The organism is Neptunomonas qingdaonensis (assembly GCF_900113275.1).
GTDB classification, from domain to species: Bacteria; Pseudomonadota; Gammaproteobacteria; order Pseudomonadales; family Balneatricaceae; genus Neptunomonas; species Neptunomonas qingdaonensis.
Window position 1 is genome coordinate 438934 of record NZ_FOOU01000002.1, and the last position, 17207, is coordinate 456140.

A 17207-nucleotide genomic window follows, 5' to 3' on the forward strand; every position below is an offset into this window, starting at 1 on the left:
AATTAACCTTATTTATCCCGTGCGGAGATCAGAGTCCTGAGCAACACCTGACCCTCGAAGCCTAACTGACCATCATAGCTATTTAGTATTTCATCATAACTATCACCGCTCTGGACAGATGCAACTAGAAGATCATGATAACCAGATTTAGTTACCTCCAGACGAAAAACCTCCCTTGTAAGCACCCCCACATTTTCACCAAATGTTTGGATTCCAGGCCGCTCTTTTTGGGTTTTCTTTCCAAACCTAGTCACTTTCCAAACACAAGATTGGGGTATTTCTTGCAAAATCACGGGGGAATGAGTCGCTAGAATTGCAACACCATTACGATCATGGAGAAGCTCGCTCAATGAACGTATAAAAGCTGATAGCAGAGGAGGATGTAGGTGTCCTTCGGGTTCATCAAAGAGGACTAACGTTTTTTCCTCAACGGTTTCAACAAGTCTTGTAATTGTAAGCAAAACCACAAAATGCCCAGAACTCATCAGAGAAGCTTTCTTGATCGCTCCAGCAGATAACACTTCTTGATCTAGCGAAGTCAAACTCCCTAACTGCATCTCAGCAAAATTTTCATCCGATTCCAAAATTTTTATAGCTTTTAGCCAGCGTTCTTTCTTGCCCGTCTGCATGAAGCAAGAACTCAAAGCTTTAACAAAATCATTTCTTAACTCGTTAAGTCGCTTTAAGTAACCCTCATCAGAACCATCATTTGCTTTTAACCCAATATAGCTATAACAGGTTCCTTTGGTGGGATCATGCCGCTCTTGCGGAGGCTCAAACGGATCAAATGCACTAAATGATACTGATACTAATCGGCTAAAATAATCATTTGGAATCTTAGATTCCTGGTCTCCTTCGCGATCATAAAACGCACACTCATTCGCCCCCCCAATAATCCCTTCTATCATTCCATTTAAAAGTGTCGTTTTTCCTATCCCGTTCCGCCCAATAATGGCATGTATGTTATTTCGTGGCTTAGCCTTCACTGTCACATCAAACTCTAATGTAATTTCAGAAAACTTAGCGTTCTCCTCCCTTTTAAAAGAAAATTTGAAGTTTGTTAATGATGCAGCCCCAGATAGAAACCGTGAGAACTGTCCAGATATTGCAGTTAGGCTAACGCTCCTTAGGTGAGACGTTTTAAAAACCTCCTCCTCTAAAGCCTGTAATAAGATATTTTTATCATAAGCCACATCTCGTAGTGATTTAAGAACATGATTCCCAGCAGATAATGGCAAGGCTGCTCGAAGGTTCTTATAAAATTCTAAATCATCTCCTACAGAGAAATACCTTTCATCCAAAAAGTTAAAAGGGGATTCAATTTTTTTGTATGTTGGAACTGAGATATCTTGCCCTTGAAATCCAATTTTCAAACTGCCTATATCTGAGCTGTGACCTTTATCATCAAATACAGTCATATGAAACATCGTAACGAACGAATAATCATTCCAATGATCGATTTTTAAAAATACCGTATCAATGGCAGAGGTTGGTACATTTATGTCTCTTGGGATTAATACAAATTTCACTTTTTAACCACCGTAATCTGAAACGAGCTCTTAATCGACTGCCATAAAATAGTACTAATAATGATAAGAGCCCTAAGTGTCGGGCTGGAACTGGTCTGCAAGACGCATCAGCATCATCTTGCTTTGCTGGTAATCGTAGTGTTTATAACGTGCCATCCGTTGCATCCTGCGGGGTAATATTCTTTTACTGGATTTTAGATAACTACCCGCCCGAAGGCCAAGGACTGTGGGACTAATCCGACAGCATCAACGCCCGAAACCCAGGTTGAAGCTCCGTGATAGGCATCATGCGGCCTTGTACGATTCTGTTAGACAGGAATTCTCTAACTGGTTTTTAAATATATTCATAAGTCCTAATACCTCATCAATCATTTCTACAAAATCATCACTTTCAATCTCAAGAGCTTCACCATGTGCAACATAATTCCTTCTTCCTACAAGCATTAAATCAATCAACTTCTCTTTAGACTCATAAAATGAATAATCTAGCCCCAAGCACCACATGATCTCTTTTAGCACATTAGTAGATAAATTTGATTGTGTTTCTACAACATTTTTTGTTGGTATTTTTGCTCGGGTTGACTGATTATCAATTATATATCTTGTAACTTCATCAAACGCAGAATATTTATTAGACTCACTAGCTTTGTCTATTTTTCCTCTTACAAGCAATGTGACAAAATTACTTTTTAGTTCTGATATAGTATGTCTCTGCGCTGCTATATATTCTAAAAAATATGTGCCAGATTTTTTTACGAAACCTTCCCAGTGAGCATACAATAATGCGATTCCTGAACGACATAACACTCTCTTTCTAATTTTTGAAATGGTAGGCTCTTGAATAAGATTTTTTAATTCGGAAATCTCTCTCAATCTCCAAACATGATCTTGCCCAATCTTATCAACAAGGTCCTCTTTAGTTCTAATTGTTGCCATCGAAAACCTCGCGGCCGAATGGTAGTATTCTTGGAAGTCTACGTGTCGCAGTTATGCCTGAACCAGACCAGTCGGTATATCGCTGATCACTCCATATACCAGCGGCCTTCCTTCTCAGATCTATAACAGGGTTTCCATTTTTTAGATTGTAACCAACGCCGTATGCTACTACTTCATATTGTGACAACAAAAAACCACCAGAGAACTTCTGCTTGTCAGTGCTATACCTTTTAAATGACTCATCGGAAAGGTTATCTCTAAGTAAATCGAATGTTTTCTTAAATAGCGCTTCCCAAGAGACTTTATCAAAGTCATCATTAATTGCGATATTTCTCATTTTCTCAGTAATAAATATTCCCACATCCCCAAGTTTCTCAAGCTGTTCAGCATCAATATCGGAAAATATTAAAAATCGAAGTGCAAGTTCCAAGTCATATGATTCCTTGAGTGGCCGCTCACTTAAAGCTATACATTCCTGAAATGATGGATAGGAAGCAAGTGATTGAAGCCAGTTATAAAACTCTTTGTTCAGCATCACCAAAATACAATTTCGCACCTCTTGAGGGCTTAGATCTGAACCACCCGTATTTAGCCTCTGAAATAAATCATATTTTGCAGTCTCGTCACTTTCTTTAAGAACGATACTCACATTAATTTTTGAGCGTTTAATAATCAACCTTAGCTCTTGACTAAAAGAGTTATTTTCATCATCTGGATTGTTCCATTTCTTGCCGCCAAGGCTGGGTAAGTAATTTGTTGCTGAGAGAGTTAATGGTTCTACATTATTAGAATTTTCATCTTTTAATATCCCCATGAATTGGTAGATAGTGGATAACCTTTGCAGTCCATCTACCACATCCCATATCCCATCTTTACGCTGACTCACAAATACTGGTGGAATCGGAATACCTAACAATATTGATTCTATAAGGTTAGTTTTTTGGGTATCACTCCAGCGGTAGAAACGCTGGAATTCTGGATGAATATCAATTTCCTTACTTTCGTAAAGTGATCCCCATTCGCTAATAGACATAGCGTACCCATCAGTCCTAATCTCTTTTCTTTTCTCATTAACTTCGTCAAGAAGTGACATAATATTCTTCCATTTATTCTTTATTTAAGCGGGTAAGTTAATTATTTCTGCCATGTAATGAAATTCTTACAAGACTAATTTACATTCTCAACCTAATGCTTTTTCAAGATTTTTCTTATTTCAGCTATCAAAAAAATATATATCTTTTTCTGATAACCCGCTAGTACAGGCTGCTTTTAGACTAAACTTCGATTCATTAGTTTTGCTCGCTAAAACCTGAACCTTTACATTTGTCATATGTTCCAAGTCTTCCATTAAATTTTGAGGCTCATTTTTATTTGAAAACCCTTTATGAACAAAAAATCTACTTATACTTATTAAATGTCTCAACTCTTTATCAAAGCCATAGCCAAGATCACCTTTAATATCTAAAATCACTGCTCTACAAATATTTTTGGCACCGGTATTCATTACGCTGCTATAAGAGGGGTAGACATTCACTGTCAGATTAATTCTATTTAGATCCCAGTCATATTCAGCCCTAAACATATTTCGAACTACAATGTCTAAATCTTTAAATTTCTTTTCTTTAAAGCTTTCCTCTGTGCGGTAAAGCCCCCATTCAAACATTGATAAAGAGTCTTCCATTAAATATGTTGCTGACGTGCTCGGTTCTGCGATGCATTGAGTTGAAAAAACCAATATGAAGGAACCAAGTATCTTTCGCATTGTGGGTAAAACCTCTTTAGAGCCTATGGATTTCTATTAATTTATACCCTTTTGGGGTTTCAAGAAAAAACCACAAAAGCATTAATTTATTATAATTCAAAGAGATAAGAGTACTTAGACAGCCGTGAGTTTTGCAAAAAAGAGCCATCCCCTGCCCGACACATTCAATCCCTATTTTAGAATCATATATTGTCAGTTATAAAGATCAATAACTTAGCACTTTATTTCTGTATTTCTGGACAAAAAAAATCGTCATTTGATTAAAATTTGACAGTTAATCAGAGACTGTAGAAGAAATATTGCAAAGCTACCGTAGTATTGATGATAATGATGCGCAGAAAGCAAAAAGCAAAAAGCAAAAAGAAGTTTCATGGCCGAATTTTTCCGTGACATAGTTTCAGGCTTGATACAGGTAGTTTTCTCTCCGGTCATTTAATCAGCGCATCATGGTAAACATGCGATTAAATCCCACAATATAAGATAATACAGGTCAGAGCTTTTCAGGAGTACATCAACGGCACAAACGATGAATTTCTATTAATAGGTCCGACAAAGACGAAATTCACGCATCATTCTACCTTCAAATACACTATAAAAATCGGAAAATGGTTTTCACACATACATGGTCGGCAAGCGTCTTAAATGGCGCTAAATGGCGTTTAGGAATTCGTGCGTGAAGCGCCTATGGGCATTAAACCAAACCAAAAAAGAGGAAGACCCATGAATTTCTACAATACTACTCATCTCCATTATTGTTGAATCGTTTTACATACCCGACCTCCCTATGTCGGGATCATCGATCACGAAGATAAAACACGAAACACTGCTAAATAAAAAGATACCCGCTAACCGAGGAAGTCTTGCTGTACACCAAACTTTGACAGAGTCAGGCACGATATAATTGAGACTATATAAATGAAAACAATTCCTTGCTCCGTTACATCAACGTCCGCATGATAGACGCGAGCTTAGAGCGTCCTAATTGACGCGAGCTTAGAGCGTCCTAATTGACGCGTTTGTTATATTTTTTTTGTGAACAGTTTATATTTATCAAACTTAGTTGGTGGCAATATATAAATCTCACTAAAGTCAATTAGTAAGCTATCATCAAGCATATTTATATGTTGCTCACTTGCGTTAGATAAACCTACCATCTCTTTGTATTTATTATTGGCAACAAATTCTAAAGAATTATAGTTAAAAGAACAAAAACAAAAATCAACGGTTCCACCTGAATGGTGAAGACCGACTTGAAAATCATTACCTATCATAATTCTTTCGTTACCCATAACAAAAACAAACGGGCATGCAGAGTAACAAACCGTAGTAGTCAATACCCTTTTATTTTTAACGATATATTTTTCCGCCAAGCAAGTATCAAAACCATTCTCTTTAATCCAATAACCTATTTCTGTAGCAGTATTAATACTCCCTCCAGGGCTATCAAAACAAATTATTTTATTGTTCGGGCCTTTTAGATTTTTGATTGAACTTATCGTCCCCTCATCTAATCGACCTTTAATTAAGATTACATTTTTTAAGCAGGATGTTTTATCCTGATTACAAGCATCTACAATTAAGGCTTTATCTAAGTCTACATTTTCATCTCCATCACTTACAGATATTGTGTCATAAAATCCAAGTTCTCTTTTGAAACCAGGAATATATGTGCATAAAACATATGAACATAAAAGAGAAAATAAAATAAAAATAACTAGATAAATAGATGAATTCTTCAATACCCCACTTCCTTATAAAATAATAACAAGACTGTCGAATTTGACATTCCTGCATAAAAACACACATCCTCAAAACCCTTTCTTGATTATTATTAATGCCTGATCGATTTTTTATTACTCTGATTTCATCAATTAAAACACGTTTATATTGATTCCCATGCTGCCTTTTCAGACTTATGAGTAAGCAGGAAGTGACCTTTAATCTTCACTCAATGCGTTGGGTCGCGATCTTCTCGATATTAATGTAATCACTGGCATTACCTTCCATTAACCTCTCAGCGTAAAACGCTTAAAGCATTTTATTTTCAATAATTCCGAATATTGGTTCAACAGTGCCGAGGCCCTTGCTGTAAATACGCTCCCCTATCGAGCTCTCGATCTTGGCTTTCATACATTCTATGTAGCTGGGTTGTGTATTAGTTCTGATTACATACTCCACATCATCCATCCGGCCCATACCCTGTCCAAGCGTACGATACCTGCTCGTCATGACATCCAATTTATTCCCTTTTAATACAACATCTGACTCGGACTAGCTCACCTGCTATGAGCCTCTTAAAAACCCTTATAAAACGTCTCAACAAACCCTCTGACCTTGTCTGTCACACGATTAAATACATTCTCGCGCTGTAGTAGTTTAGGCTTGGCTTGCAGCACATCAAACACGTCGTCACGCAGTGGGCTGCGATTGGTGTATATCATTCTATCCACCATCGCTTTAAAGCTATCAGTAACCAGCGATTCTTCCTCGCACAACTCAGTAAGAGCCTTATGTTTCTCGACCTCCCAATAGGCATCAAAAGCCTCACCTACTTGCTCAGGGGTTTGCACTTTATCCAGATTGGTCTTGATAAACTTCTCAATAAGCTCTTTCTTGCTGCGTAGCTCAGGTGTGCCGCCCAATAGATCCATAATGGATTTGTATTGGTACTCATAGTCTTTGTTATTATCCGTGCCTTTCAATTTAGCAATCAGCTGAGTGATATACCGAACATTGATCTCATCACGGTGTATAAGCTCTAGCTCAAAATCGACATCTTCAAGAATTGAGGTTTTCTGGGTTTGGTTATCGGTGCGCACCTTGTCGTATAAATCTAGGTACTTACTTTTGTAATCTTCAAATTCTTGCTCATCAATCTTCACATCATCAAAACTGAAATCGGCAAAGGTACTTAATATATTCTTCAGGCGCAGCAGCTCTCTATACGCCTGCACAAAGGCTAGTTCCTGCTCCTCATCAGCCAAGTCATCTACACTCTCTAAATCGGGCGCTATCGACAGCAGCTTGCCATAGGCCTGATTAAACAATTTAAGGAACTCTTCATAAGGCGGCATGATCACCGTCTCTTTAGCATCCTTGTTAGCAAACAATGTTAATGCCGTGTCGGTTGCTGCTTTTAAGTTACGGAAGCAGACAATATTACCTTGAGACTTTTGCTCATTCAGAATTCGATTAGTACGGGAATAGGCTTGAATAAGACCGTGGTGTTTGAGGTTCTTATCCACATACAATGTGTTTAATGGTTGGCTATCAAAGCCGGTCAGAAACATATTCACCACCAACAAAATATCGATTTTTCGCTCACGCACCTTTTTAGAGATATCGTTGTAATAGTTGTAATACGACTCACTATCCTTGGTCGTGTATCTCGTACCAAACATCTGATTGTAGTCACCAATAAACTGTTCCAGCTTATCGCGGCTATGGGTAAAGGTGTTGGCACCGTAATTTGACGAAGCCTCTGCGATCCCCTCTATATCCGGAGCCTCATCCACACTGTCTAGAAAGCCATTGGCATCTGGGTCTTCTTCATTAGCAGCGTAGGAGAAAATAGTGGCTATGCGTAAATCATGCTCACCTGCTTCTTTTTTCTGCTGGAACAGCTTGTAGTATTCAATCAGGGCAGGGACTGAGCTGACGCAGAACATGCCTGTAAAGGCTTTGCTGTGGGTTTTGCTCTTATGGTTAGCGATGATATAGTCGGCTATCTTATTCAGCCGCATAGGGGCTTCCAGGAGCTCCTGGGTGTCGATACCTTCCACTTCGATATCGATTGCGTTTTTGCTGCCTTCTTTCTCTTTGTAACGCCCTACATATTCAATGCCAAACTTGAGGACGTTTTCGTCTTTGATCGCATCGACAATGGTGTACTTGTGCAGGCACTCATCAAACAGATCTTTAGTGGTGTATTTACGTGAGGCTTTGCTATGGGCATTTTCGACAAAAATAGGTGTACCGGTAAAGCCGAACAGTTGGTGGTTATTAAAAAAACTGACGATGCGCTGATGGGTCTCACCAAACTGGCTGCGGTGGCATTCATCAAAAATAAACACGATGGATTTATCTTTAAGTTTGTCCATCTTTTTGGTGTAACGTTTATGGCTGATAGCGTTATTAAGCTTTTGAATAGTGGTGACGATCAGCTTGCTATTACGCTGCTCATTGATTTTATTAGCAGGTACGGGCGCATCCGTGAACTGATCGACCAGTACTTTGGTGTTGTCGGTACTATCAACACAGCCTTTAGCAAAGGCGTTAAATTCTTTACTGGTTTGAAAATCCAGATCTTTTCTATCCACCACAAACACCACCTTATGTACCTCGGGCGAGGTGGTGAGGATTTGCGCGACCTTAAAGCTGGTCAAGGTTTTACCGGAGCCAGTGGCATGCCAGATATAACCGTTTTGATCAGAGGTGTTTACCCGCTCTACAATCGCTTCAGTAGCGTAGATTTGATAAGAGCGCATCACCATTAAAAAACGGCCAGTTTCGTTTAGTACAACATAGTTATTGAGCATCTTGCTCAGGTGCGCAGGTCGTAAAAACATCTCGGCGAACTTAGTTAGATCGGTATAACGGTTATTGTGTTCATCAGCCCAGAAGAAGGTTTGTTTAAAACTCTGGCTTTTGTTATTGGCGTAATACTTGGTGTTCACCCCATTGCTGATAACAAAAATCTGAACATACTGGAACAGACCATAGCTCGCCCAATAACTGTGGCGCTGGTAGCGGTTAATCTGGTTAAAGGCTTCTTTTAACTCCAGGCCACGGCGTTTGAGTTCGATCTGGATCAGCGGCAAACCGTTGATCAGCACGGTGACGTCGTAACGGTTTTTATAGCGGCCTTCTACCGTGACCTGCTGGGTGACCTGATAGTTGTTTTTTTCGGACTCTTCATGCAAAAAACGGATATAAGCTGCCGTGCCATCCTCTTTGTTGATTTGCAGGCGGTCACGCAAGGTTTTGGCTTTTTCAAATATTGTGCCCTTGCCCAGACGGTTAAGCACTTGTTTGAACTCACCGCTGCTCAACTGCATATCATTGAGCTTTTCCAGTTGGTTTTTTAAATTGGCCAGCAGCGAGGCTTCATCATTGATGCTAACTACTTCAAAGCCCTGCTTACTTAACTGGGCAATCAAGTTGTCTTCTAATATGGCTTCTGGTTGTACTGACAAGATGCTCTCCTTAGCAACCGCTATTTACACAAACATCTGCTGTAGCAGACCTTTTTTAAAGGTTTGGGTGAGTTCGATTTGCTGGGCGGCAAGTTCGATTTTGTTATCGAGTGCTTTAACGAATTTTAGAATCTTTCTCTGCTCATCGACACACGGGAAAAGCATTTTGGTTTTCAGCCAACCTTTTGTCTTAAACAACAGTTTTTCGATATGCACACCATCACTGTTTCTAAAAAAGGCCTTCTTCATATCTAACGTTGTCGCTAGCAAGTTAAAATAATGAATATCTAGCTTTTCATTATTGGCCTCAAACACATTGTATTCATTTGAAACAATTGCCCCATCTAATGATTCAGGCACCATTCCGCATGCGCCATGAACTATTTGTCGCTTAGAGATAACAAATTGATTTTTCTTTAAAATGAACTGATTTTTAACCAGCACCTCTTTTCCTTTGAAAACTCCACGGCTAACAACACCGGCATTTCTGCGTTTAACAGTGATTAGTTCATACTCTTCATTGTCGAGCATATTTAGCGAGTTTTCTTGCAGCACTAAAACGCCGTTTAGTCGATATTCTTGCCAATCAGGAAAATCATTTCCGTTATCATCCTTAAAACGAATCTGCCGGGAAAACAGCTGCTGCATCACGCCTTTTTTGTATTGCTGCAATAAGGCGTTTTTTTGTTTTAGCAGGCTAATTTTTTTATCGACGGCGGAGAGAAAGTCAGCGATTTTTTGTTGCTCTTCCAAGTTACGGGGAACATGTAACTTAATAGCTTTTACTAAACCTCCGCTCAAGTTCTTTTGTCCGCCGTCGTTAGCAATATTTCTAATTGCTTCATAATTTCTTTGAAGATAGTAAAAAGCAAATTTTACCAATACTCTTTCAGCATCAAAGCTAACAGCCGCACAAGCCTGATTGGTTGCGGCAGGTTTCTTAAGAATAGCGACTTTCCCTCGTGTCACCCCTTGTCCATATAGTGCAATTAAGAGAGTGTCCCGCTTAAATAATTTGGCAGATGAATTACCCAAGCCTTCTTGAGTAATAAATTCATCAGCCTCTTCAATCTCATTAAAATCAATTTTCGAAGTTGTAACCCATGGAATATCTCCACCCCAATACCCTTTATTACTTCTATTTGGCGTTCCCCCAGAGGTTACATGAGCTAAATTTTCAATTGTCTCAGGAAGCCAATCATCAGCAAATTTTGGAAATCTAATATCTAAAGCTGCTCTTGCAAGGGTCAACACTACAGCTTCTCCGTAAATGGAACTTCAATTTGAAGTTGAGAACAGAAATCAACCAACACTTTATCTACGTTTTCAATTTCTGCTTCGCATGATCTAATAGAATTTGATACCACTACTAAATCAATAGCTTCTACTTCCTCAAACGTATCCACATACCTCGGAATATTCAGATTAAAATCATTTTCTTTAATCTCTTTTAACGAGGCGGCATAAGCGAATTTATCGACAAACTCGCGTTTTTCAATCGCATCCAAAATGCGATCCAAATCTTCATCACGCAGGTAGTTCTGATTGGTCGCTTTGCCATAATGGGCGCTGGCATCAATAAACAATACGTTATCGTTATGCTCGCGCTGCTTCTTCAGCACCAAAATACAGGTAGGAATGGAGGTTCCAAAAAACACATTGGCGGGCAAACCTATGACTGCATCCAAGCAATTTTTCTGCTCAATCAAAAACTGGCGAATATGGCCTTCTGCTGCGCCACGGAATAACACACCATGAGGTAGCACCACGGCCATGATCCCATCGTCATCCAGCTGATAAAACATATGTTGCACAAAGGCAAAGTCAGCTTTGGATTTTGGCGCTAGCTTGCCGTAATCAGCAAAGCGCTCATCGGTTAAAAAACCGACATTAGCTGACCAGTCAGCAGAAAATGGTGGATTGGCGACAACGGCTTCAAAGCGCTTGTCGGTATGGTGTGGCGTTTCGAGGGTGTCATCCTGCTGAATATCAAAACGGCTGTAGTGCACGTCGTGCAGGATCATGTTCATGCGTGCCAGATTGTAGGTGCTGGGGTTGGATTCCTGACCGAAGAACTCGCTCACTTCATCCACCTCTTTTGCGACACGTAACAGCAAGGAACCGGAGCCACAGGTAGGGTCATAAACATTACGTAAACGGGTTTTATCAAAGGTTACTATCTTAGCCAGCAACTTAGACACCATCTGAGGCGTGTAAAACTCACCGGCCTTCTTACCGGCACCACTGGCAAACTGACCAATCAGGTACTCGTAGGCATCGCCCAACACGTCGATTTCAGTGTCATCCAAACGGAAGTCGATAGCATCCAAGTGGGTGAGAACTTTGCTGATCAGCTCATTTTTGGATTTTTCAGTTTTGCCCAGTTTGTTCGAGGTGAGATCCAGGTCATCAAACAGGCCGTTAAAGTCGTCTTCAGCATCACTACCCATGGTGCTTTGTTCGATATGGCGCAGCACGACCCCCAATGGCTCAATAATAAACTCGCCCTGCTCACCCCTTTCAGCAATAACATGGAATAGTTCCGAGGGCTTAAGGAAAAAACCGAGCTGATTGATGGCTTCGGTTTTGATAGCTTCTAGATACTTTAGCCCCTCATCACTGGTCTCATCGATGCTGTCGAATGCGATGCCGTCTTCTTTGAGAATGGCATCGGCATAGCGGTGCATTTTTTCAGAAAGGTATTTATAGAAGATGAAACCGAGGATGTAATCGCGGAATTCATCGGCACTCATATTGCCACGCAGGGCGTTAGCGATATTCCAGAGTTGTTTTTCGAGTTGTTTCTTGTGCTGCTCTACCATTAGCTTTTTATCATCCTGAACCCAGCCATTTACTGGTCTATACAATTTATTATACTGGAGCAATGCTACCGCCATAGTATGAAGAAGGGACTATAGCTTGAGAAAACCTCAACCGATACCCGCCCAACACGCTAACAGTTAAAAGACTCGCTATCGGATAGTAAATAAGCCCAATACTGGGCACTAAACCTTCCATCTGCACCCGAACTGCCAAGGTAAGGTGTGAATTAGTGGTGATTCACTGTGTGGTGCTGGTGACGGGGTATTTATGCACAGCCTTCTAAGTCAAGAATATACGTAGGAGCCCTCAGAATCAGTCAGGAACGCTTTGTACAATCACATTAATCATATTGGCATGTATAAACGAGAGCATGAGACTATACCCGCTCAGGGCTCCTTAATCATTCTCGCACAGGCTACCTGTCCATAAAATTCAAGGCATAAATAAACGTTATACGCTCACGCCAAACATGACTCAGTGCAAAAAGTAAAAAACCATTGTTAGGCGACAATTATGATGCCATTATTTTAATTTCAGCTTATTCTTTTTATATCAGTCACCACAAAACTGACGACCTATGTTTATAGCCAGACCAAAGCCCAAAGCCAATGAACACATTCTCAGCTATTTGATAAGGCTCAGCGGGCTAAACGGTTATAAGAACCCGATACAAGTTTTACGCTGCTCTGGAGTGCTCATTGCTAACAACCGCTTACCCACCACTAGCTTGCTCTTAGGCAAAACAGATCTTAGACCATTAGCAACCCTATGCACCCTCTCACCACGTGAATTCCAGAAAATGACGGTTCAGTCCAGTCAAGACGGAACACTCCGTTTCAACTCATTAGAGTTTCCAGCCCAGTCAGTTGGACTAAACAGACCCAAGTTTTGCCCCCAATGTTTTATTGAGCTTGGGTATCAACCTGTACACCACCTTTTTCTTGCTACTACGCATTGCACCAAGCATTCAACAGTACTGCTTGATTGCCTTCCGGACACCAATACGCGCTTGACGTGGGCCACTCCCTATCTAGCCAGAAAGCTCGAATGGATAGCCAAGTCTGAATACACGCCTTCTAATCCTGATCCGCAAGAGCAGGAAGTCAGCAATGCAATCCATCAGTTAATCACCAACGAGCCATCAACACTTGGCATAGAAGGGTTACCTGAAGTAACGCTATTTGATTTCCTTTTACTGCTACATTTTTTTGTGAAATTCCATCACCGAATGATAGCCAACTCTGCACTTCGACTAAAAACCAACAGTAACAAAGATCTCATCCCTATTTTTTCTATTGCTTTCAACTATTTAAAAGATTGGCCACATGGCTATTACTCTCTACTGCAACACTTTGAATCAAGCCCTATGTCGAGGCGAGGGAAGGAAGGTATCCGCCACTGCTTCCGTGATTTATACGACGATTTGTATACTGGTAGCTTCTATATATCAAATGCTTATTCCTTTTTACGTTATTGGTTTGAAAATTATTTAAAGGATAAATACTCCAGCTCATCTTTTTCCAGCAGCATTTCCCGCACGACTTTACAAATTCATAAATCAGCCCAATACCTCAGTAAAAAAACATCAATGCAATTACTGCAATGCTCCAGCAGCCGAATTAATGTTTATGTCAGGCAAGAACTGCTCAAGGAGCACTTTCTTACAAGAGGTCTGCATGCAGTGTTTTTACGAGAAGAAATTTTAGAGCTGAAAGAGAACCTAGCTCATTACTTATCACTATCAGAGGCGGCTAGTGCCCTCCAAATCAGCAATTACCAAGCAAGACAGGTTTTCTCAGCAGATGTGATTCAACACATAATTAAGCCAGATGACTTAAATCGTGACTGGTTAATTGACGCCGAAGAAATCAATAACTGGATATCCCACCTCCAACAGCTAGCCTGTAAACGCTTTCCCAAAGGATACAAAAAAGCCACGTTCAAGCAACTTCAATTGCGCGGTGAAAGCATTACGATGACCATAAAAAAAATGCTACAACGAGAGCACTTGTTCACTTTCACCCCAGAGAAGAGTCAACCACTGAATTTATACCAATTTACCATTGGAGTTGATTCATTTTTTCAGCCTGAGGGCTACCTCAGTCCATACCAGGCAGCCCATCAGTTAGGGGTTAGCATCAATGCGATATATGATTTTTTACAGCGCGGCTTCTTAAAATATGAGTGTCATAACACCGGTAGAACAGCACGGCCTATCAAGTTAATACCTACTTCCAGTCTCTCTGTTTTCACTACAACTTATGCGTTAAAGCATCAAATCCCACGCCACCTAATGAACAAATACCGTCTAATTTCTGGACCAAAAATCAACAGTGGCATTATTAACCTTTACTCTCCGAAAGCCATTTGTCCATAAATATCTTACTGATAAATTTAACAATAGTTTCGGCAACCTGTTGTTGTAAATATCGTAGCGTTTCCTGGACAATGGGAAGGTAATTAAATTAAGGGCTGTGAAAAAACCTTGGTTGACGGCACGTGAGCCCACACTACAAAGAGATTAGTTTTTACGGTTTTTTTGTTCTTCAATCCGCTTTTTTAATAACTCTATTGTGGCGTCTACTTGTAGTTCTGGTTGTCGCTCTGTAATCAAATCGCCGATCCAGGTCAGGGCATTCATTGTACAGTTACTGATACTTCTGATCATTTGCCTCTCATTTGCTGATTCCGCACCAGCAGCCTCCAAACCTACTTTATTGATCAGGTCTTCTAATTCTTGTCCTTGTGATACCCAATGTTCGACTACTTTGAACTTATCGATCCTAGTACTAATTTTCGCATCGCTAAGCACTACGGGTATTACTCTTCCTACAAAATCAGATTGCTGTTGCTGTGAGCGCTCGTAAATTAATCGTAGTTCATTCATACAATGTACTGAGTAGAGAGACTTTTCGCTCATTATCAGCAGTACAAAGTCAGCTTGGCCAATCTTTCTCTCAAATGCTGCAATACTATCGCCGGGTTTTGTTGCATTTTTATCACGATAGATATTGAGTTCATTTTCCTCAGATAACTTGTTGTAGATTTGATCACAGGTTTGTTGTCGCTCGTCTGTATCCTCACCCCAAGCATAAGAAAAATACACAGCTGAGCGTGTAGAGGGCGGCAGGGAAGCGGGTTCCAATGCGCCAAAGGGAGTGAGTTCCGATTCGGGTGATAAACCTTTATGCTTTTGTGAAGAATCTGGTTGCCCCTTTTGCCACTCGATACGGCTTTTTTGTTCCAAGTGCTGAACTCCTTTGATTGAATCTAACAGATGACAAATCAGCTTCTCTGCATTCCTGCCTGCGGTTTTTATATCAATAAAGCCGGGCTGACCATAGTTCTCAAAAGTGCCTGTCTCTATTTTTTCTTTATCGGTTAAAAGGGTTGAGTCAAACCAGACCTTGGATTGAGATTTTGCATCATAGTAGCAACAGCCATAACGCCAATAGCAGGCAGCCGCTTTGGCTTTTTCTCCTATCTTACTTAATAGGTAACGCATAGTTGAGTCATGTAAAAAGTCATAATGCAGGCGAACATGATGCTCAGCATCGGTGTCTTGCCAAATCTGCTCTATGTCAGTTTCCTTGTATGCTTTATCAGGCAGCGCATCGGGTGCTATATAGTCATCATCATCAACTTTAAAACAGACACCGCACTGCTGCATCATCTCTAAAAAAAGAGACTTGTCTTGCTTGCTATACTCACTTTCGTACCGCCAGAGTAACTGTTCTATAGTATCCCGGGTGAATTTTCCGTTACTTGCAGATAGTAGTGGTAAGGCTTCTTTGCGTTCTAACAGCAGGTAAATACCTTGTAGGGCCCATGCCTGATCAAGAATTAATTGATTATCAAAATGGTGTTTGCGATAAAAGACCACACCCGCCTGATGGAGGTAATTGGCAAGCGTGCCAGGTGCAGCGACATGATGTTTATCACATAGCGCCAGATAGTCTGAATAGTGTAGGAGTTTTTGTTGAGTGCATAGTTCTTGAATTGCTTCTTCCACAGCAAACCAAGAATTAGGTATCCAGACTACGCCGTTACGATCTAGCTGATGGGCGACAGCACGCTTAAACAAAGGAGTAAACGCACTGAGGCCATCAGGTGTTTTATTGCTGATCACTGTTTCACGCAGTGCATCGAGAGGCACTGGGTGTGGAATAGGGGCACGCCTATCATCGCCCGGATTATCACACTGGCTTTGACATACCAGCACTTGTACATTGGCACCTGCCAACGATTTTAAATAGGCCAGCCAATAGCTTAATGGGCGATTACGAATGGTGAGTTGTTCATCGAGTACAAGATTATTGTTTTCGTAATCAGGGTGCCATAGCAAGAGGTATAGGGCTCGGTTATCAATAAATAAACTGTGAGTGCCTAGGTATACGTCTTGCCCACCAAAGTCCCAGCTCTTGATCTCGAAATCTTCACCGTCTGGTGTGAAATGATGTATCTGAATACCATGGGTACTGGGGATGGATTCGTCAAAACTTTTGCCCCGCAGTCGCCGTACCAATTGCGTTTTGCCTATCTGGCCATTACCCAGCAGCATAACTTTTAATGTTTTGGGGTTGCTGTAACCTTGCTGTTCGATTTCAAAATACCAATCTTCCAGTGCGGTTTGGTCTATTGGGTGGGTGAGTTCAGCAGGCACATACTCCATATTGATTGAGCCAGATAAACTAAGTTGTGGCATGTTAAGTAGTAGGTTTTTCATTATGGACCAAGGAACCCTAGATGGATCCGAGTGCTGGTTTTTTTGGTGGTAGTATCGGGCGTCAATCTGAAGCACCTCTAAGTTATGCAACTGATCTAGTCCTACATAGTCGAGTAAGGCATTACACCCGTTTAAATATAGCGAGGTCAGGTGAGTCAGTGCCTCAAGGCCGCTCAGGCTGGTTAAAGCATCGCAATGGCTTACAGTCAGCGAGGTCAGTTGAGTCAGTGCCTCAA

Annotated in this window: 10 protein-coding genes; 1 reads left to right on the forward strand and 9 read right to left on the reverse strand. The window is 40.7% G+C overall.

Annotated elements, in window-relative coordinates:
* Nucleotides 1–8: 8 nt before the first annotated feature.
* The 8 genes from BM099_RS04965 to BM099_RS05005 all read right to left on the reverse strand — a co-directional run bounded on the left by BM099_RS04965 (nt 9) and on the right by BM099_RS05005 (nt 12244).
* Nucleotides 9–1529, reverse strand: coding sequence for an AAA family ATPase (locus BM099_RS04965; protein ID WP_090725196.1), 1521 nt, complete (start codon nt 1527–1529; stop codon nt 9–11).
* 285 nt (nt 1530–1814) lie between these two features.
* The gene (locus BM099_RS04970) at nt 1815–2465 is read right to left on the reverse strand and encodes an MAE_28990/MAE_18760 family HEPN-like nuclease (protein WP_090725198.1); all 651 of its coding nucleotides are present in this window, start codon (nt 2463–2465) and stop codon (nt 1815–1817) included.
* On the reverse strand, nt 2452–3558 hold the full coding sequence (locus tag BM099_RS04975) for a GmrSD restriction endonuclease domain-containing protein (RefSeq protein ID WP_090725201.1): 1107 nt from the start codon (nt 3556–3558) through the stop codon (nt 2452–2454). Before BM099_RS04975 ends, BM099_RS04970 begins: the two co-directional genes overlap by 14 nt.
* 120 nt (nt 3559–3678) lie before the next feature.
* Nucleotides 3679–4146, reverse strand: coding sequence for a hypothetical protein (locus BM099_RS04980; RefSeq protein ID WP_090725204.1), 468 nt, complete (start codon nt 4144–4146; stop codon nt 3679–3681).
* Nucleotides 4147–5246: 1100 nt separating this feature from the next.
* Nucleotides 5247–5966, reverse strand: a complete 720-nt coding sequence (locus BM099_RS04985) for a hypothetical protein (RefSeq protein WP_090725206.1) — start codon at nt 5964–5966, stop codon at nt 5247–5249.
* Between the two features lie 555 nt (nt 5967–6521).
* Nucleotides 6522–9422 (reverse strand): type I restriction endonuclease subunit R, encoded by a 2901-nt coding sequence (locus tag BM099_RS04995; RefSeq protein WP_090725212.1) that lies wholly within the window; start codon nt 9420–9422, stop codon nt 6522–6524.
* Between the two features lie 24 nt (nt 9423–9446).
* Nucleotides 9447–10676, reverse strand: a complete 1230-nt coding sequence (locus BM099_RS05000; protein WP_090725214.1) for a restriction endonuclease subunit S — start codon at nt 10674–10676, stop codon at nt 9447–9449.
* Nucleotides 10676–12244, reverse strand: coding sequence for a type I restriction-modification system subunit M (locus BM099_RS05005; RefSeq protein ID WP_090725291.1), 1569 nt, complete (start codon nt 12242–12244; stop codon nt 10676–10678). The genes BM099_RS05000 and BM099_RS05005 overlap by 1 nt, the downstream gene beginning before the upstream one ends.
* Before the next feature lie 578 nt (nt 12245–12822).
* On the opposite strand from BM099_RS05005, the gene BM099_RS05010 reads away from it, so the two are divergent.
* On the forward strand, nt 12823–14622 hold the full coding sequence (locus BM099_RS05010; RefSeq protein WP_090725217.1) for a TniQ family protein: 1800 nt from the start codon (nt 12823–12825) through the stop codon (nt 14620–14622).
* Nucleotides 14623–14766: 144 nt separating this feature from the next.
* Here the strand turns inward: BM099_RS05010 and BM099_RS05015 are convergent, their stop codons facing one another.
* Nucleotides 14767–17061 (reverse strand): COR domain-containing protein, encoded by a 2295-nt coding sequence (locus BM099_RS05015; RefSeq protein WP_177201087.1) that lies wholly within the window; start codon nt 17059–17061, stop codon nt 14767–14769.
* Nucleotides 17062–17207 lie beyond the last annotated feature (146 nt).